We start from the raw sequence: 17,481 nt of genomic DNA, 5'->3' as shown, positions 1-17,481 counted from the left end.
TCAGCCGCAGGCCGCTTCGACCCGTTCGCGCAGGGCCCGCACGCTCTCTTCGGTCAGCGGTTCCCGGTGCTCGTCCCACTCGATGCCGTCGAGCTTTTCCGCGAGATCTCGGCTGGTCTCAAACAAGTCATCGAATACTGCGAGCGGATCCGGCACTTTGGTGGGCTGAAAAAAGAAGACGACCCCTGGGCAATCGAAGGCCTTCATGTCGTCCATCGGGAAGGTACCGGGCTTTACCAGGCTCGCGACACTGAACAACGGCTCCCGAAAGCTGCGGTCGTAGCGGTGGAAGATATCCATTTCGCCGTGCACGAGCCCCAGGTCCAGCAGCGCATCGCGCAATTCCTCGCCGGAGAAGGTCTCGCCACGCCGGGCGACTACGCTGGCCTGAATCAGGAAAGGAGCGCCGACCGCATTGTCCTGCGTCAGTCGCGAATCCTCCTTTAGCGCCGTCGAGGGCACACTCTCATTAAACCCATCGCCACGCTCATCGTCCGCCGCTTCATCGTAAACGTCCGCGGACGACCAGTTCTCGGCGTTCGCGCCATCACCGCCGGACCAGTCCGCGGGCAGTTCCCCCAAACCATCGGACGAGCGTCGATGGCGCACGAGCATCGAGCCGTAGCGACCATGCAGATAAATGGCCGCGATCACGACGACTCCGATGATCAGCAGAATAAGCCTAACCGTCTCTCTGTCCATCCTGTTGCCTCATGCGTTCGCCAGTTCGACCGCCGCTTCGATATCCACGGCAACGATGCGCGATACGCCCGGTTCCCGCATCGTGATTCCGGCCAGATAGTCGGCAATTTCCATAGTGACCTTGTTATGCGTGATAAACAAAAATTGTACCCTCTCCGACATTTCCTTGACCAACGCCGAAAAGCGGCCGACGTTCGCATCGTCGAGCGGCGCATCGACCTCGTCCAGCAAACAAAACGGTGCCGGGTTCAACTCGAAGATTGCGAACACCAACGCGACTGCCGTCAGCGCCTTCTCGCCCCCGGACAGCAGGTGAATGGAGCTGTTGCGCTTGCCGGGCGGACGCGCGATCACGCTGACGCCCGCTTCGAGCAGATCGCGCTCGTTGAGTTCCAGATAGGCGTTGCCACCGCCGAACAGCTTCGGAAACATGACCTGAAATCCCGAATTGATCCGTTCGAAAGTCCCCTTGAACAGCGCGCGGCACTCTCGGTCGATCTTCTCGATGGCCTGCATCAGGATCTCCAGCGACTCGTTGAGATCGGCACGCTGCTGCTCTAAGAGATCGAGGCGCGCCTTCTGGTCGGCAAACTCTTCTACGGCGAGCAGATTCACCGGGCCGAGCTTCTCGATATCCTGAGCGAGCCGGCTGATGGCCTGCTGCAGCTCCGCTTCCGTGCCCGCTTCAGCGGTAAGCCCACCCTCCCCCGCATCCGGACTCACTTCCACGGTGAGCCCCAATTCCGTCAGTTGCTCTCGCAAGCCGTCCTCGCGCACCTGGTGTCCCTCGAGCTCGATCCGGGTCCGTTCGAGGCGTTCCTTGATCCGCTCGATCTCCCGCTCATGCCGGAGACGCTCTTCCGCTGCCTCGCGTGCCGCCTTGTCGATATCGCCCAACCGGCCACGATGGTCGGCCAGCAGGCTTTCGAGCCGCTCCCGTTCGCTCCTGAGCTCAGCGAGTCGCTCCTTCTCCGCCTCGACCAGCGGCTGATCTTCGAAGCGTTCGCGCAGATCCTTTAGCCGCAGGTCCGCATCGGTCGCATGGGCTTCCGCACGCTCCAGGTGACTCGCGGTCAATCGCTCATTCGAGCGCAGGGATTCGTCACGGCTCTCCAGGCGACGGAGCTCATCCTGGGCCAACTGCCAAATCCGCTCCGCTTCGGTCCACGCCTCTTCGGCATCTGCGAGCAGTTCCCGACACACCGTGACCTCCGCCGTCTGCGCATCGATGGCGGCCCCGGTCTCGCGGAGCTCCTGGCCCGCTTCGGCCCGCTGCTCCGCCAGATCCACCCGCAGCGCTTCCGCTTCCTCCAGTTCTCGCGTGACCGCGGCGAGACGCTTGAGCGCCTGCTGCTGGCGTGCGTTCAGTTGATGTTCCGCATTGCGCAGTTCGAGCACGCTACGTTCGAGTCGACGTCGTTCCTGTTCGTGTCGGAGCCGCTCTTCCTCGGCCGCCGACAGCTCACGCTCCAGTGTTGCAATCTTGCCGGCGAGATCGCCTTCGTCGGCCAGCAAGCGCTGCAGCGCATCCTTGGCCTGACGCACCTCCCGCTCACGCCGGATGACGCCGCTTCTCGCATCCTCGGCCTTCTGTAACCTGACCCAACCGCGCCCGAGCCGCTCGCCCTTTTGAGTGACGACCGACTCGTGGTCCTCGAGCCAGGCGCCGGCCGCCACAGCCGCGGACAGATCGGGGGCGCAAAACACACCGGAGAGCAGCGCTTCGAGCCGCCACGGAGCAGCCACCTGATCCAGCAACCGCGGCAGCGCCTTGTCCTGGGGAGAGGAACGCGGCACAACATCACAGGTCTCGAAAAAAGCCAGAGATTCCTGCGGCGGGCTTGCCACCAGCGCATTCAGAAAGGGTTGCATGCTGTCGATGCACAGGGCTTCGAGGTGCTGCCCCAACACTTCCTCCACCGCGGCCTCCCAGCCGAGACCGACATCCAGGCGTTCGGCCAGCCGCGGCGCCTGGTCCAGCGAGAGCTGTGCCAGCCAAGCCTGGACGGCCGCACGGTCTTTACCCATGGCGTGCTGCTGCAAGAGCTCCAGGGAGCTGAGGCGCCCCTGCGCCGTATGGATTTCGGCCCGCACCGAGTTCAGACCGAGCCGCTGCTCTTCCAGCCGCGTCCGACCCTCCTTCAAGGCTCCCGTCAATTCCTCGACCCGCGCGGCATGCTCCGCGACCAGCGCCTCTTCTTCGGCGATGGTCTGGCGCAGCGACTCAAGTTCATCGCCGCCGAGCCCCGCCTCCAGGTCCCGGCGTTCGTCGGCCAGCCGCTGCCAGCGAACGTCGGTCTGACGCTGCTGCTCTCCGAGTTGGCGATCGCGCGCGCGAATGATCTCGGTGCGGCTCGCTGCCTGGGCCAGTCGGGACTGCACGGCCTCGAGTTGGATCCGGGCCGCGCGTACCCCCTGGCCAGCGGCTTCCTTCCGGGCGGTCGCTGCTTGTGCCGTCGACCGCGACGCATCGAGAATTCCGGCGAGTTCGACAAGCTCCCGCCGAACCTCGGCGAGCTGCGCCCGGTCGTGCTGAAGTTCCGCGCCGGCCCGCTGCGTCTCCGCTTCCAGACGCTGAAGGTCCTTCACGGTTTCCTCCCGCGACTTCTCTGACCGGCGAATCAGGTCCTCGAGGCGGCCGATATCGGCACCGACCTCGTAGAAGCTAGCCTGGACTTCCTGCATCTCGGACTGCCGACGCTCCCGCGCCAACTGCCACTCGGCCGCCTTCTCGCCGCTTTCCCGGCCCGCCGACACGGCCTCCCGCAGAGCAGCGCCCAACCCCTCCAGCTCGGTATGCAACTGGGTCATGGCGGCGCGTGAGGCCTGCCAACGCAGTCGCAGCAGGTTGCTCCTCGAGCGGCGCTCCTCATCCCGCAAGGCCAGGTAGCGCTCCGCCTTCTTGACCTGCCGCTGCAGGCTCTCGACCTGTTTCGTCAGTTCCCCGCGCAGATCATCGACACGCTCCAGATTCTCCCGGGTATGGCGCATCCGGATCTCGGTCTCGTGGCGTCGTTCCTTGTAGCGGGATATGCCGGCCGCTTCCTCGACGATCCCGCGGAGTTCGTCCGGCTTGGCTTCGATCAAGCGGGAGATTGTTCCCTGCTCGATGATCGCGTAACTGCGTGCGCCCAAACCGGTGCCGAGAAACAGGTCGGTGATGTCCTTGCGGCGACAGCGCGAACCGTTGAGCAGATAGGTGGATTGTCCATCACGGCCAACCTGCCGCTTGATTGCGATTTTCTGGTAGCCTGCGTATTCTGCCGTCGCGCGACCGTCGGTATTGTCGAACAACAGTTCCACGGACGCGACGCCGACCGGTTTGCGCGTGCTGGACCCGTTGAAGACGACGTCCGCCATCGTGTCGCCCCGGAGATGTTTGGCCGAGCTTTCGCCCATGACCCATCGCACGGCGTCGATGATGTTTGACTTCCCACAACCGTTGGGACCTACCACCCCCACCAGGTTACCGGGCAAGGGCAGTGTCGTCGGATCCACGAATGACTTGAATCCGGCCAGCTTGATTTTTTCAAGCCGCATCGCGCCAAGCCTCTGCGGAATTTGGACCACCCGGGCCTTGCACGCGACACGGGAACATGGCGCCCATGTAACGACTCAAATTCGGGAATTCACGGCGCCTGTCTTCGAGCACGACACCTGCCGACATGCAGCGCCCATCTGAATCATCTGCCCAACCAAAACACCCATGATCGAAACTTTTGAAAACCCCCGGACCGACCGCGACTACACGATCCGCATCGAGATCCCGGAGTTCACCTGCCTCTGCCCCAAGACCGGCCAGCCGGATTTCGCGACGATCGTGCTCGAATACGTACCCGACGGACTCTGCATCGAATTGAAGGCACTCAAACTCTACATCTGGAGTTTTCGGGATCAGGGCGCGTTTCACGAAGCGGTCACCAACCGCATACTGACCGAACTCTGCGGATGTTGCCGGCCACGCTTCATGCGCATCACGGCTCGCTTCAATGTGCGAGGCGGTATCTATACGACCGTGGTGGCCGAGCATCGAGCCCAGGACTGGACTCCCAGCCCACCGCTCCAACTTCCGTAAACCGCGACGCCCCCGCCAGGCACCGCGCGCGTAGCGCGCCGCCGCGGGGAAACAACAGGGTTTCCGGCCTGTCTCGACATGTGTCACGAACTTGACGGCCCCTCGACGCAGGCCCGGACCGGTGCGAACGTTCGCCTGTGGACTGCGCAAGGCCCGTAGGCAAGCAAGCGCTGCCTGTGTGCGCGGGTCGGGTAGCCCTTGTGCAGGAGAAACCCGTAGTGTGGATAGAGCGCGTCCAGCAACACCATTTCCCGATCCCGAGCGACTTTCGCCAGAATCGACGCCGCCATGATCGCGGGGATGGTGCCGTCGCCGCCAACGACTGCGCGGCCGTTGCAGCCCAACGGTGGAAAGCGGTTGCCATCGACGAGAACCTCATCGGGCACCACAGTCAGGGACCGATAGGCACGTTCCATCGCGAGCATCGACGCCTCCAGCACGTTGACCCGATCAACTTCGCCTGCTTCGGCACGACCGATGGCCCATGCCACTGCACGGTCCTTGATCAGACCTTCCATCACTTCACGGCGCATGGGCTGCAAGCGCTTCGAGTCGTCCAGACCTTCGATCGCGCCCGCGGCGGGATCCCATAGCACAGCCGCGGCAATCACAGGACCAGCGAGAGCGCCCCGCCCCGCCTCGTCGATTCCCGCAATGAGTGGCCCAGATGAAACGGAACGAACGACCATAGGGACCCGACGCGCGCGAATCAGCGCATGATGCTGCGGCCGGTGGTCTTCAGGAAGTCCACCAGAGGCACGATCTCCGGATGCTCGACGGTAACTTCGTCCAGTAGCTTGATGGCCTCATCCAGCTTGAAACCGGCCTTGTAGATGATCTTGTAGGCCTTTTTGATCTGGCGCAGGGCTTCCGAACCGAAACCATTGCGCTCCAGTCCGACCGAGTTGATCCCGTAGGGCTTCGTCGGCCGCCCGCCGACCATGACATAGGGAGGGATATCGCGCGAGATGACGCTCCCCATCGCAGAAAAACTGTACTGCCCGATCCGGCAGAATTGATGCACCAGGCTGAAACCGCCCAGAATCGCGAAGTCATCGACCTCCACGTGCCCGGCCAAGGAAGCCGCGTTCGCCATGATGATGCGGTTACCCACCACGCAATCGTGGGCGACATGGGTGTAGGCCATGAAGAGATTGTCGCTACCGATCCGCGTTATGCCCCGATCCTGAGCCGTGCCGCGATGGATCGTGGCGAACTCCCGAACCACATTGCGATCGCCGATTTCCAGCGTGGTCGACTCGCCGCCGTACTTCTTGTCCTGCGGGTCTTCGCCGACGGACGCGAACTGGAAGATGCGATTGTCGCAACCGATGCGCGTAGGACCACGAATCACGACATGGGGCCCGACCTCCGTGCCGGAACCGATCGAAACCCCCGGGCCGATGATCGAAAAGGGGCCGATAGACACACCGTCCGCGATCTGCGCCGACGGATCGATGATGGCGGAAGGATGAATCAAGTCTCCTGCTCCGCGGCGGCGCACATGATCTCCGCACTGGCGACCAATTCACCGTCGACCTCGGCACGGCAAGAGAATGCCCAGATATTCCGCTTGTGCCGCAGATAGGTCGCCTCCAGCGTCAAGCGATCGCCGGGCACGACCGGGCGCTTGAAACGGACCTTGTCGAGACCCACCAAGTAGTAGGTCTTGCCCTTGCCCAGCACGCTCGGCGCAGTCTCCGCCGCCAGCAAACCCGTGGTTTGCGCCAGCGCCTCAATGATCAGCACACCTGGCATGATCGGCTGCTCGGGAAAATGTCCCGTAAAGAACGGCTCGTTGTAGGTGACGTTCTTGTACCCGACGAGACGAACGCCCGGTTCGCAGGCGACCACGCGATCGATCAGCAAGAAAGGGTAGCGATGCGGGAGGTACTCCTTTATCTGTTGAATATCCAATGAGAATTCCTGCAGTTAAAAGCCTATAGGGAGCGCATGGAGCAACTAGCTTCCCGACGCGGGTTAGCGCTTGAAACTCGCCTGCAGTTTCTGCTCAATCTTATTGGTGATATCGATGCTTTCCTTCGCAAAAACGACACCGTCGGTCAGCAGCAGGTCATAGTTCTCTTCCTTGGCCAGGGACTGAATCGCCTCGAAGATGGACTTCTGCAATTTGCCGAGTTCCTCGTTGCGGCGGAGGTTGAAGTCTTCCCTGAACTCATCTTGTACGCGCTTAGCATCGCGTTTGCGGTTCATCAGGTCGCGCTCCAGTTTTTGCCGCTCGGCTTCGTTCATGACAGCCTCGTCCTTAGCCAGCTTTTCCTCCAACGCCTTGATTGTCTTCTGCTCGCTGACCAATTTGGAGTCTCGTGGCTTGAATTCCCGCTCAAGGTCCTTCTTGGCGGCCTCGGCCTGGGGCGCCTTTTCCAGCAACCGCGCCACGTTGACGAAGCCGATCTTGAGGTCGGCAGCAAAGGAAGGGCTCGCGAATACGAACACCACGAAAACGCTCAGCAATCTTCTACGCATGATTAAAGGTCCCATACCTACTTTATTGAATCCTGAAGCTCCGCTAGACTCCCGTAAAAAAACCGGGAAGCATAGACTCCTGAAGCAGTGGTTTCGACTTGGACGCCGCTCCGCCAAGTGCGCTGACAGCTCGGCAATCTCCGGATTATACAAGAACTCCCCGAACGGGAGCGACTGTACAGGTCCCTCACTCAGAATCCGGAGCCGAAATTGAATTGGAAGTTTTGGATGCGGTCGCCCTGCTTGGAATTCAGTGGTTGGCCCAGACTGACCATGATCGCACCGAACGGCGACAGCCAACGGGCGGACAACCCCGCGGAAACGCGGATTTCGTTGAAGTCGTAGCCCCCATCGAATACGTTACCGGCATCGACGAAGGCCCCGAGACGCAGGTTCTTGCTTTCCTTGATCAAGGGCACCGGGAACAGCAATTCGGCCGAACCGATCAACTTACTGGAACCACCGATCGGCCGGTTGTTCGAGTCGCGTGGACCGAGGGTGTTCTGCAAGAACCCTCGAACCGAGTTCGGACCACCGGCGAAGTAGTTTTCGAAGAACGGTAGCTGACTGGTGCCGCCATAGCCGCCGCCATAGGCGATTTCCCCCCCGAGCAACAGCGTGAGGTCCTGCGCGAGCGGAAAATAGTGCCGCGACCGCAAACTCGCCTTGTAGTAGTCCAGGTCGGAGAAGGGCATGGCGCCGAGCACCTGCACCGTGTGTGAACCGCCCTGTGTCGCAAAAATCGCACGATTCAGGGTGTCGTGGGTGTAACCCAGAGCCACCGTGTACTCGTTGAACGCGTTACCGTTCTCGGAGATGAAATCCAAAATCTGCGTCGGCGTCTGGTTGGTCGTCTTTAGGTTCGTATACTCGTAATCGAGGTTGGTGCGCAGGCTGTCGAATTCGGTAAAGGGCACGCCGACGTTGACACCGACGGCACCAACGTCCGTCAGGTACTGCGCCAGATTGGCCTGCGCGAAGTTGGTTTCCCGATAGGATGCGTCGAATCCCCCACTGATGCCGTCCAGGGTCAGATACGGGTCCAGATAGCCGAACTGGTAAATGGTGTTGACCTGGCTGTTGTTGAAGGTCAGATTGACCCGCTTCCCCGTACCGAAGACATTGTCCTGGGTCACCGCGGCATTGACGATGATCCCTTGCACCTGCGAGAAGCCGACGCCGGCGGTGATATTCCCCGACGACTTCTCGACCACGCTGTAGTTCACGTCGATCTGGTCCGCGGTGCCGGGAACGGCCGGCGTCTCGACATTGACCTCCTGGAAGTACCCCAACCGCTCCAGGCGCATCTTTGACCGCTCAATCTTCGTGGATGATGCCCAGGCCGCTTCCATCTGCCGCATCTCCCGCCGCAGAACTTCGTCTCGCGTCTTGGTGTTCCCCTGAAAGTTGATACGGCGGACGTAAACCTGTTTGCCGGGATCGACGAAGAACGTGATGTTGACCGATTTCTTCTCTTCGTTGATGTCCGGCACCATGTTGACGTTGGCGAAGATGAACCCTTCTTCGCCCAGACGATCCGAGATGCCCTTCGATGTTTCGGTCGCCAGCTTGCGGGAAAAAGTGTCTTCCGGTCCGATCTGGACCAGCGGCATGATCTGGTCCGGCGGTACGATCATCTTGCCGGTCAGCTTCACCTCATTGACCTTGTAGACGTCGCCTTCCCGGACGTTGACCGTAACGTAAATCTCCTTCTTGTTGGGAGTAATCGAAACCTGTGTGGATTCGATCTCGAACTTGATGTAGCCGCGATCCAGGTAATACGAGCGCAGACGTTCGAGATCCGCTGACAGCTTCTGCTTCGAATATTGGTCGTCCTTCGTATACCAGGACAGCCAGTTGCTCGTACTGAGCTCGAACTCGTCGATCAAATCCTCGTCTTCGAAGGCGGCATTGCCTACGACATTGATCTGCTTGATCTTCGCTACTTTTCCCTCGGAAATCTTGATCGTGACCGCAACGCGGTTCCGATCGAGATCGGCAACTTCCGAGTCGATTTGCAGACCATATTTTCCGCGACTGTAGTACTGCCGCCGCAGTTCCTGTTCGACCTTATCCAGAATCTGTCGATCGAAGACCTTGCCTTCGGAGAGGCCGATGCCTTTCAGTGCCTTCAGCAACTCTTCCGAGCTCAGATCCTTGTTGCCCTCGAGGGTGATGCTGGCGATGGCGGGACGCTCCTCCAACAGAACCACCAACTGACTGCCATCGTGTTCCAGACGCACGTCCTTGAAGAAACCGGTCTTGAACAGCGCCTTGATCGATTCGGTCGACTGTTTCTGGTCGAACACGTCGCCCACCTTGACCGGCAGGTAGTTCAGCACCGTGCCCTCGGACACCCGCTCGAGCCCTTCGACACGAATCGAGTCGATCACAAATGAATCAAAGGCCCAGACCGTCGTTGAGGTGACCGCCAAGAACAGCAACGCGGCCGCCAGTCGCAAACGCTTCATAGGGTGGAATCAGAGACTGCCGGGGGGAGGACAACAAAGCGGAAAACGATAACCGCTTCGGCACTGCAGATCCGTATTGTATTGATCGGTGCGCGAAAGCGCCACTGGGCAAGAGTCAGGCACCGTCGCGAAGCCGCCCCAGCAGCGTCGAGCAAAGACACCTAGTCCCGGCGTCCGCGGCCCAACAAATCCTGCTGCACCTGCTCCAGGCTGATATGCCGGATGTTCTTTCCCTTAACGTAGTAGATGACGTATTCACAGATGTTGCAGGCGCGGTCACCAATGCGCTCGAGTGAGCGCGACGACCACATAATCGCCAGACACACCGGAATCAGGCGCGGATCCTCCATCATGTAGGTGATCTGCTGCCGCATGATGTTTTCGTAAACGCTGTCGACCTGCCTGTCCTGCTGCGCCACCTGAAGCGCCGAGTCGACGTCCATGCGCGCGAAGGCGTCCAGGGCCTGACGGATCAGAGCTCGGACCAGTCGGGCCAACTGTTCGACTTCCGTCAACTGGTTGCGCTTCGGATAATGCGAGGCCAGGTCGATCCCGTGCCGTGCAATCCGTTTGGCTTCGTCACCGATGCGTTCCAGATCGGTAATGGTCTTGATCACCGCAACCACCAGCCGCAGGTCCCGAGCGGTCGGTTGTCGCAGCGCAAGAATCTGCGTGCACTCCTCGTCGATCGACACTTCCAGCGAGTTGACCTTGTAATCGTCCGCAATCACTCGCTCGGCGAGCGGGACGTTGCCTTCCATCAAGGATTGCGCCGCACTTGCGATTTGCTCCTCGACGAGCCCGCCGAGACTCAGCACCCGGCTCCGGATGTCGAACAGTTCGTGGTCATACTGTTTGGAGATATGACCGTGGGTATTTTCAGGATCCGAGATGGTCGTCATGTTGGCCTGCTGAAATGGGGCTTCACCGGCAAGGGTCCGCTGTTGCTGGGTGCTGTTCGTGACTGCGAACACATCGTAACCGCTGCGGACGGTCACCGATGGCGCATTATCGGGCCTTGGCACGGCGGCGACCACCCTACCGTAACGGGTAGCGTGATCGACCGCGACGCTTCAGACCTTCAGATTGAAACGGTTCAGCAACGCATACAGTGTCGGACGAGTGATTTCAAGCAGCTCCGCAGCCTTCGAAACGTTCTCACCCGCCTCGGTAAGCGCCGCGCAGAGGGCTTTGCGCTCCGCCGCTTCACGCGCCTCACGCAAGGGCGTGACGCGAGGTCTGGTCTCGCCCTCCGACAATTCCAGATCCTTGGGCTCGATCAGTGGCCCCGCACCCATGACCACCGCCCGCTTGACCTTGTGCTGGACTTCGCGGACGTTTCCCGGCCAGTGGTAGGCCTCGAGCGCGGCCAGCGCGCTGTCGGAGAAGCCCAGGAGGTTGCGACTGAACTGTTTGTTGAACGTTTCGAGAAAGGCGTTTGCGAGCACGACCGCATCCCCGGTTCGTTCACGCAGCGGCGGGATATTGATGATCATCTCATTCAGACGAAAGAATAAATCCTCGCGGAACAGGCTCTGCTCGATCAGTCGGGTAAGATTCTGGTGCGTCGCGGCAATGACCCGCACATCAACCTTGATTTCCTGCCGGCCACCGACGCGCTCCAGGACCCGGTCCTGCAGCACGCGCAGCAGCTTGGGCTGCAGCGATAACGGAATGTCGCCAATCTCATCGAGAAAGAACGTGCCGCCATTCGCAAGTTCGAATTTGCCCTTGGTCTGCTGCGCGGCGCCGGTGTAGGCGCCGCGTTCATAACCAAAGAGTTCGCTTTCGAGCAGCGTCTCCGGGATCGCGGCCGCATTTACCGCGATAAATGGCTTGTTCGCCCGGGGGCTCAGCCGATGCAGCGCCCGGGCCAGCACCTCTTTGCCGGTACCGCTCTCGCCGAGCAGCAGCACCGTCATGTCGGTCGGTGCCAGGCGCTCGACCATCCTGCACATCTCGTGCATCTCGGGACTCGCGGCAACAATCCCCTCCAGTGGATTCGTGATGTGCAGGCGGGACAGCTTCCGGTTCTCCTCCTCGAGCGCACGCAACCTGAAGGCACGCTCGACCACGAAAGCCAGAATCTCCGGATCGATGGGCTTCTGGTAGAAATCGTAGGCACCCAAACCGATCGAACGGGCCGGATTGACCTTATCGTCGTTGCCCGTGATCACGATGACCTTGGTATGCGGCGCAGCGGACAGGATCTCCTGCAGCGTCGCGAAGCCTTCGGAAACACCACCAGGATCCGGAGGAAGACCGAGATCGAGGGTCACGACGTCAGGCTCATGTTTCCGAACTGCAGCCAACGCCGATTCCCGGTCGTCGGCAACACAGACCTTGTAATCGGTAAAACTCCACCGCAACTGGCTCTGCAGACCAGGATCATCCTCAACGATCAGCAATGTCTGATCCATCACGCCAGTGCCTCCACACGCTGTTCCTGCCGATTTTCGGCGTTCTGTCTGGGGATCACGATGCGGAACGTCGTGCCCTTCCCCTGTTCGCTGGTAACCACCATTTCGCCCCCGATTGAACGCACATACTCGCGCGACTCATACGCGCCGATGCCCATGCCGGTCAGACCCTTCGTCGTATCGAAGGGCCGGAACAGCCGGGTCCGGATGAACTCTGCGCTCATGCCCGGGCCGGTATCTTCTATCTCTATGGCGACGCTGTCCGGTGCCGGATGCATGACGCGCAACTCTACGCGACCGTGTTTGCCGGCGGCATCCTGTGCATTGTGTACGATGTGTTCGAAGGCGGAAAACAGGCGATCGCGATTCGCCGTCACCACGACCCCTTCCGCACCGTCCTGGAACAGCGGCGCCGGCACCTGTGAAGCACGCGCGGTCGTCACCTCACCGAGGAGCCGTCCGACATCGACCGACTCCGACACGACACTTGGACCCGCGTTGCGCAACTGGTTCATCAAACGATTCATGCGTTCCACGACGTGGTCCAGGGTCTTGAAGGCGTCGCGCACGAAGGCCGGGTTGTCGTGATGGCGCTCGGCGTTCCGCAACACCAGCGTCAACTGCGCGATCAGATTCTTCAGGTCATGGATCACAAACGCCGACAGGCGGTTGAAGCCTTCGAACTGGCGCGCTTCAGTCAACTGCCGGCCGGCATCATCCAGCGCCAGGTAGCTAGCCGCCACGGTGCTGGCCGTCTTCAGCAAATCAAGCACTTCCCAGTCCCATTTGATGGGTGCCCGCGGCTTCGACAGCAGCAACACGCCGTACAACCGCCCTTCGTCACGGAACATCGGCAGCAGCAGCCAGGCGTTGCTTTCCGGTTTCAGCCACACAGGCGGCTGCAGCCCGTCATAGGCTTCGGGCATGGACTCCATCTCCGCCAGATTCACGATCCATTCGCGCTCCATCATGTATGCTACCACCGGATCGTTGCTCTCCAGGCGCGCGACGTCCACTTGAGGCGCGCCATAGCTGGCCCGCCAGGCCAATGCCCCGGTCGAGTCCCGCCACCACAGCACGCCGTTCTGGCTTTCGACCAAGCGCCCGATGGCGTAGATGACTCGCTCCTCGAGGCTCAAGCCCGAAGCGGCATCGGCCAGCGTTCGGGTCAGAGTAAGCCACTCCTCGCGATAGTCGTAGGCGTAGTTGAAAAAATTCTTGGTCAGGTAGACTCTGACGCGCGCCCTCGTCTGTGCGGAAAAGAGCAGCAACACCAACGCCAGCGAGGCGGCCGCGACGAACACGATCTGTATGACCGGCCCCCACTCGCCGCCGAACACACGGATGTAGTAGCCGACGGTGCCCATGGAGAGCAGATAGATGCCGGTCCCCAGCAGCGTTGCCGAGTGGAAGACGATGCGCCGGGAGATGTACAGATCCAGATTCCATTCCGGATTCTTCGCTGCCGAGGTGGCGATCAGGGGAACGACGATGCCGGCGAGGGCCCCCCGCGCCGCCCAAAGGTCGGGATTGATGCGATCAAACAGCAGCGCGTCGGTGTACAGATAGAAGTCGTAGGCGAACATTCCTCCCAGTGCCAGGCAGATCAGCTTGATCCGCCAGCGCAGGTCCGGCCGGGTGTTGCGGTACACCTGCTCGACCAGCGCCAGCCCCAGAATGGACAGTGCGACCAGCCCGAATTCCTGCCAGGACTTGCTGAAGAATTGCGGAAAACTGGACTGCAGATAGGGAGTGAGCCATGCGTAAAGTCCCATGCTCAGCACGGCCACCTGCACGCTGGCGCGAACCGCGCCGATACCTCGCTGCCTGGGCGGGTACGCAACGCCTTCATGCTGGCCCAGCAGCTTTCCGAAGAAAGCCAGCCAGACGTAATCGCGCAGCAGTTCGATGGTCCAGATCAGCGCCGCTGGCAGAACACCGAACGCCTCCTGTAGCGCCAGCAAAAGGCACCAGGCGGTCGTGACCGTTGATGACAGGATCAGCCAGCGACCCCGCAAGCTCTGCGGTCGGCGGAGCGTCAGCAGCACCGCCAGGAACAGCTGGGCCAGCGCGCCCGAAAGGTAGCTGAGCGTACCGACGGCCATCACGGCCAACGCGCTGAATCGATGAACACCATGTTCTCCAGTAAAGGGGATCGTCCTTTTGACTCGGCCGGACAATGGTTGCGCGTCATCGAAGGTCCGTCAAGGGTTTAGGTTGCGTGTCACCCACACGCAGCCACACTTCCCCCCAGCCTCGCGTCGATCTCGGCCGGTGAGACCAGCCCCACCCGGCGAATACGTGCATGTTAAGATCGAGACGCGCAAGCCGGCGAATCGGAAACGACCGCCAGACGGGCACGCGCCCCGGCTCCATGGGGTTACAACAAGAGGGACTGCGGCGGATGTTTGTTTTCGATCGCTATTGTGTGCTGGCGGGGCTTTGCGGAACCCTGCTGGCGGCTTCGGGCACCGGTTGCCGACTTGCCCAGGAACACGCCGGGCACGGCTTGCGGGGCGGTGTGGAACTGAAGAACGAAACGCTGGGCGCGCACCCGCCGCAGCAGGGGCCGCGCCAGGTCTATGTCGCCGACTTCGCTCTCGATTCGAGCGACTTCCAGGGCGATCAGGGCGTCCGAGGCATGCTGCCGGAACGTGCCCAGCAAGGTCTGCTGGGACAAGCGGGAGAGCGCCTGCCGCATCACTTTGCGACTACCGACCCCGCTGCGCGAGCCCGGGAAATCGTCGATGCGATGGCTACCTCGCTGGTAAACAGCCTGCGTGATAAGGGTTTCCCATCCCAGCGTTACCAGGGATCGGACAGCGCGTTACCGAACGACGGCTGGCTGCTGCAGGGTGTGTTCACCGAGGTTGGCGAAGGAAATCGCTTCAAGCGCGCCATCATTGGCTTTGGCCAGGGCGCTTCGACGATGGAGGTTCAGGTGGGCATCAGCGATCTTGCCGGCGCCCATCCGCGCGAACCGTTCATGGTGTTCGGCACGGTGAAGGATCCAAGCAAAATGCCGGGGGCCGCAGTGACAATGAACCCCTACGTCGCGGCCGCGAAATTCATGATGGAAAAGGATGCCACGGGTAAGGACGTGCAGAAGACCGCCGACCAGATCGTCAGCGAAATGTTGAAGTACGAGGACAAGATCCGGCAGGAGGCGCAGAACCGCAAGGCACGCTGACCGACGAGCGTCACCGCTTCCACTGGCAGGAGAGGAGCAACCGCATGACCCTATTGACCATCGAATCCCGCGACGCGCGCACCTTCCAGGTCACAGTTCAGGGACCCAACCCGACGACCCACACTGTCGCGGTCGACCCCGACTACGCGCGCCGCCTCACCGGCGGACGCCTGTCCTCCGCAGAACTCGTCCGCCGTTCGTTCGAATTCCTGCTCGAACGCGAGCCCAACACCAGCATCCTGCGGAGCTTCGAACTGCCCGTCATCGCGCGCTACTTTCCGGAATATGAGACGACGATTCGAACGGGGCTGGCCTGACCGCCACCCTTCGGTGACCGCAGCGCGCGATTAACTCTTGATACCCGTGCCCCGGCGCAACAGCACGTAGGCCCAGGTCAGCAGCAGGACAATCAGGCCGCCGATCAAGGCAAAGGCGACGTCCAAACGCACATCCGACACCCCGACGAAGCCATAGCGGAAGGCATTGACCATGTAGAGGATGGGATTCCCCATCGAGACGGTCCGCCACCAGGACGGCAGCAGTTCGATCGAATAGAACACGCCGCCCAGATACACCAGCGGCGTCAGCACGAAGTTGGGCACGATGGAGATGTCGTCGAAACTGTTCGCATAGACGGCATTGATGAACCCCGCCAGCGCGAACAGCGCCGCTGTCAGCGTGCCCATGGCGAGCAGCACGCCAGCATGGGCGACCTGAAGTTGCGTAAAAAACCCGGCCGTGGCGACGACGACAGCGCCGACGACGAGCCCCCGAACCACGCCCCCGCCCACATACCCCGCCAGCACCGCCCATTCGGAGACCGGCGCCGTAATCAACTCCTCGATGTGCCGCTGGAACTTGGTCGAGTAGAACGAGGACACGACATTGCTGTACGCGTTGGTGATGACGGACATCAGTGCAATGCCCGGCACAATGTAGTCCAGGTAGGCGATGCCGTGGATCGGGCCGATGCGCTGCCCCATCAGCGCACCGAAAATCAGCAAGTACAGCGCATTGGTCACCGCGGCAGGCAGTATGGTCTGCGGCCAGATCCGGAAGAAGCGGCCGATTTCCTTGAACAGAATGGTCTGCAGCGCAATCCATTGGCCTGTACCGGACCACCCGCGTTTCCTCATGCGGCTGCGCCTGCCCCATCGCGATCTCCCGATTCCGCGATCAAGCGCATGAAATACTGCTCCAGACGACTCGACCCATTCCGGATGCCCTGGACTTCGATGCCCTGAGCCGCCAGTCGCGTAAACAAGCCATGCACGCCGCCCTCGGGCGGAACTTCTGCGATCAAGGTATACGCATCCTCCCGCTCCACCGCGTAGCCTTCGATGACCGGCACTTGGCTGATCGGATACTTGAGTTCAAGGGTATATCGCTGCGTCTGAACTTCAGCGAGCAGTTCCTGCATCCGGCGGTTCACGACGATCCGGCCGTGGTCGATGATCGCGATGTGCCGACACAGATTCTCCGCTTCTTCCAGGTAGTGCGTCGTCAGAATGACGGTCGTACCCCGCCGATTGACCGAACGCAGAAACTCCCACATCGAATGGCGGATCTCGATATCCACCCCCGCCGTGGGCTCGTCCAGAATCAGCAGCCGCGGATCGTGCACCAGCGCCCGAGCGATCATCAAACGGCGTTTCATGCCGCCCGACAGTTGCCGCGACACCACGTTGCGCTTGTCCCACAGGTCGACCTGACGCAGGCAGCGCTCGGCCCGGACGATCGCTTCCCGGCGAGGGATTCCGTAGTAACCCGCCTGATTGATGACGATATTCGCGACCTTCTCGAACTGGTTGAAATTTACCTCCTGCGGCACGAGTCCGATACAGCGCTTGGCGGCTTCACGGTCCCGATCGAGATCGTAGCCGCAGACCTCGACACGACCGCTCGTTTTGTTGACGAGCGAGCTTACTATGCTGATCAGGGTCGACTTGCCGGCGCCATTCGGACCGAGCAGCGCGAAAAATTCGCCTTCCGGAATTTCCAGATCGACGCCTTTCAGGGCTTCCAGGCGGTTGCCGTAGGTCTTGCGCAGGTCCCGCAGTAGCAGTGCTGACATCGGGTATTTTCGACGGGCATTGTTTAGAATGGCGGGCATCAGCCACCCGCAGCATGAAGCCT

At 61.2% G+C, this 17,481-nt stretch carries 15 protein-coding genes; 3 read left to right on the top strand and 12 right to left on the bottom strand.

The window, feature by feature from the left end; all coding sequences use genetic code 11:
• Together BWR02_RS10065 and smc are read right to left on the bottom strand one after the other, a co-directional pair.
• A complete protein-coding gene (locus BWR02_RS10065) occupies window positions 1–702 on the bottom strand; it encodes a cell division protein ZipA (protein ID WP_139557602.1) in 702 nt (233 codons plus the stop codon).
• Between the two features lie 9 nt (window positions 703–711).
• Complete coding sequence (gene smc / locus BWR02_RS10060) at window positions 712–4,242, bottom strand: chromosome segregation protein SMC (RefSeq protein WP_139557601.1); 3,531 nt, start codon at window positions 4,240–4,242, stop codon at window positions 712–714.
• A 166-nt stretch (window positions 4,243–4,408) separates the two neighbouring features.
• On the opposite strand from smc, the gene queF reads away from it, so the two are divergent.
• A complete protein-coding gene (queF, locus tag BWR02_RS10055; RefSeq protein WP_139557600.1) occupies window positions 4,409–4,777 on the top strand; it encodes a preQ(1) synthase in 369 nt (122 codons plus the stop codon).
• A gap of 83 nt (window positions 4,778–4,860) precedes the next feature.
• On the opposite strand, the gene rnhB is transcribed toward queF, so the two are convergent.
• From rnhB to prsK, 8 genes are all read right to left on the bottom strand, one after another.
• Window positions 4,861–5,466 (bottom strand): ribonuclease HII, encoded by a 606-nt coding sequence (gene rnhB, locus BWR02_RS10050; protein ID WP_139557599.1) that lies wholly within the window; start codon window positions 5,464–5,466, stop codon window positions 4,861–4,863.
• A gap of 20 nt (window positions 5,467–5,486) precedes the next feature.
• On the bottom strand, window positions 5,487–6,257 hold the full coding sequence (gene lpxA, locus BWR02_RS10045) for an acyl-ACP--UDP-N-acetylglucosamine O-acyltransferase (RefSeq protein WP_139557598.1): 771 nt from the start codon (window positions 6,255–6,257) through the stop codon (window positions 5,487–5,489).
• Entirely contained in the window at window positions 6,254–6,694 is a 441-nt protein-coding gene (fabZ, locus tag BWR02_RS10040) for a 3-hydroxyacyl-ACP dehydratase FabZ (protein ID WP_139557597.1), read from the bottom strand. The genes lpxA and fabZ overlap by 4 nt, the downstream gene beginning before the upstream one ends.
• Before the next feature lie 63 nt (window positions 6,695–6,757).
• Window positions 6,758–7,264, bottom strand: a complete 507-nt coding sequence (locus BWR02_RS10035) for an OmpH/Skp family outer membrane protein (RefSeq protein WP_201276221.1) — start codon at window positions 7,262–7,264, stop codon at window positions 6,758–6,760.
• A 191-nt stretch (window positions 7,265–7,455) separates the two neighbouring features.
• Entirely contained in the window at window positions 7,456–9,735 is a 2,280-nt protein-coding gene (bamA, locus tag BWR02_RS10030; protein ID WP_139557596.1) for an outer membrane protein assembly factor BamA, read from the bottom strand.
• Window positions 9,736–9,896: 161 nt separating this feature from the next.
• Window positions 9,897–10,733 (bottom strand): phosphate signaling complex protein PhoU, encoded by an 837-nt coding sequence (phoU, locus tag BWR02_RS10025; RefSeq protein WP_236102099.1) that lies wholly within the window; start codon window positions 10,731–10,733, stop codon window positions 9,897–9,899.
• A gap of 75 nt (window positions 10,734–10,808) precedes the next feature.
• The gene (gene prsR, locus BWR02_RS10020; protein WP_129882363.1) at window positions 10,809–12,155 is read right to left on the bottom strand and encodes a PEP-CTERM-box response regulator transcription factor; all 1,347 of its coding nucleotides are present in this window, start codon (window positions 12,153–12,155) and stop codon (window positions 10,809–10,811) included.
• A complete protein-coding gene (gene prsK / locus BWR02_RS10015) occupies window positions 12,155–14,260 on the bottom strand; it encodes an XrtA/PEP-CTERM system histidine kinase PrsK (RefSeq protein WP_139557595.1) in 2,106 nt (701 codons plus the stop codon). Before prsK ends, prsR begins: the two co-directional genes overlap by 1 nt.
• 299 nt (window positions 14,261–14,559) lie before the next feature.
• Here prsK and BWR02_RS10010 point away from each other — a divergent pair, with 299 nt between their 5' ends.
• The gene (locus BWR02_RS10010) at window positions 14,560–15,345 is read left to right on the top strand and encodes a DUF4410 domain-containing protein (RefSeq protein WP_139557594.1); all 786 of its coding nucleotides are present in this window, start codon (window positions 14,560–14,562) and stop codon (window positions 15,343–15,345) included.
• Between the two features lie 44 nt (window positions 15,346–15,389).
• Complete coding sequence (locus BWR02_RS10005; RefSeq protein ID WP_139557593.1) at window positions 15,390–15,662, top strand: hypothetical protein; 273 nt, start codon at window positions 15,390–15,392, stop codon at window positions 15,660–15,662.
• A gap of 30 nt (window positions 15,663–15,692) precedes the next feature.
• On the opposite strand, the gene BWR02_RS10000 is transcribed toward BWR02_RS10005, so the two are convergent.
• Together BWR02_RS10000 and BWR02_RS09995 are read right to left on the bottom strand one after the other, a co-directional pair.
• Complete coding sequence (locus BWR02_RS10000; protein ID WP_139557592.1) at window positions 15,693–16,481, bottom strand: ABC transporter permease; 789 nt, start codon at window positions 16,479–16,481, stop codon at window positions 15,693–15,695.
• Entirely contained in the window at window positions 16,478–17,419 is a 942-nt protein-coding gene (locus BWR02_RS09995) for an ABC transporter ATP-binding protein (protein ID WP_139557591.1), read from the bottom strand. The genes BWR02_RS10000 and BWR02_RS09995 overlap by 4 nt, the downstream gene beginning before the upstream one ends.
• Window positions 17,420–17,481 lie beyond the last annotated feature (62 nt).

The organism is Methylotetracoccus oryzae (genome assembly GCF_006175985.1).
GTDB classification, from domain to species: domain Bacteria; phylum Pseudomonadota; class Gammaproteobacteria; order Methylococcales; family Methylococcaceae; genus Methylotetracoccus; species Methylotetracoccus oryzae.
Note: the sequence above shows the minus strand (reverse complement) of the source record. Positions and strands in the feature narration are given on the sequence as shown.

What these genes read in the sequence shown, in the direction of transcription:
- smc (WP_139557601.1), bottom strand. Translation starts at nt 4,242, where the DNA reads ATGCGGCTTGAAAAAATCAAGCTGGCCGGATTCAAGTCATTCGTGGAT.
- prsK (WP_139557595.1), bottom strand. Translation starts at nt 14,260, where the DNA reads ATGGCCGTCGGTACGCTCAGCTACCTTTCGGGCGCGCTGGCCCAGCTG.
- BWR02_RS10005 (WP_139557593.1), top strand. Translation starts at nt 15,390, where the DNA reads ATGACCCTATTGACCATCGAATCCCGCGACGCGCGCACCTTCCAGGTC.
- BWR02_RS10010 (WP_139557594.1), top strand. Translation starts at nt 14,560, where the DNA reads ATGTTTGTTTTCGATCGCTATTGTGTGCTGGCGGGGCTTTGCGGAACC.
- BWR02_RS10065 (WP_139557602.1), bottom strand. Translation starts at nt 702, where the DNA reads ATGGACAGAGAGACGGTTAGGCTTATTCTGCTGATCATCGGAGTCGTC.
- prsR (WP_129882363.1), bottom strand. Translation starts at nt 12,155, where the DNA reads ATGGATCAGACATTGCTGATCGTTGAGGATGATCCTGGTCTGCAGAGC.
- BWR02_RS10000 (WP_139557592.1), bottom strand. Translation starts at nt 16,481, where the DNA reads ATGAGGAAACGCGGGTGGTCCGGTACAGGCCAATGGATTGCGCTGCAG.
- rnhB (WP_139557599.1), bottom strand. Translation starts at nt 5,466, where the DNA reads ATGGTCGTTCGTTCCGTTTCATCTGGGCCACTCATTGCGGGAATCGAC.
- bamA (WP_139557596.1), bottom strand. Translation starts at nt 9,735, where the DNA reads ATGAAGCGTTTGCGACTGGCGGCCGCGTTGCTGTTCTTGGCGGTCACC.
- BWR02_RS09995 (WP_139557591.1), bottom strand. Translation starts at nt 17,419, where the DNA reads ATGTCAGCACTGCTACTGCGGGACCTGCGCAAGACCTACGGCAACCGC.
- queF (WP_139557600.1), top strand. Translation starts at nt 4,409, where the DNA reads ATGATCGAAACTTTTGAAAACCCCCGGACCGACCGCGACTACACGATC.
- BWR02_RS10035 (WP_201276221.1), bottom strand. Translation starts at nt 7,264, where the DNA reads ATGCGTAGAAGATTGCTGAGCGTTTTCGTGGTGTTCGTATTCGCGAGC.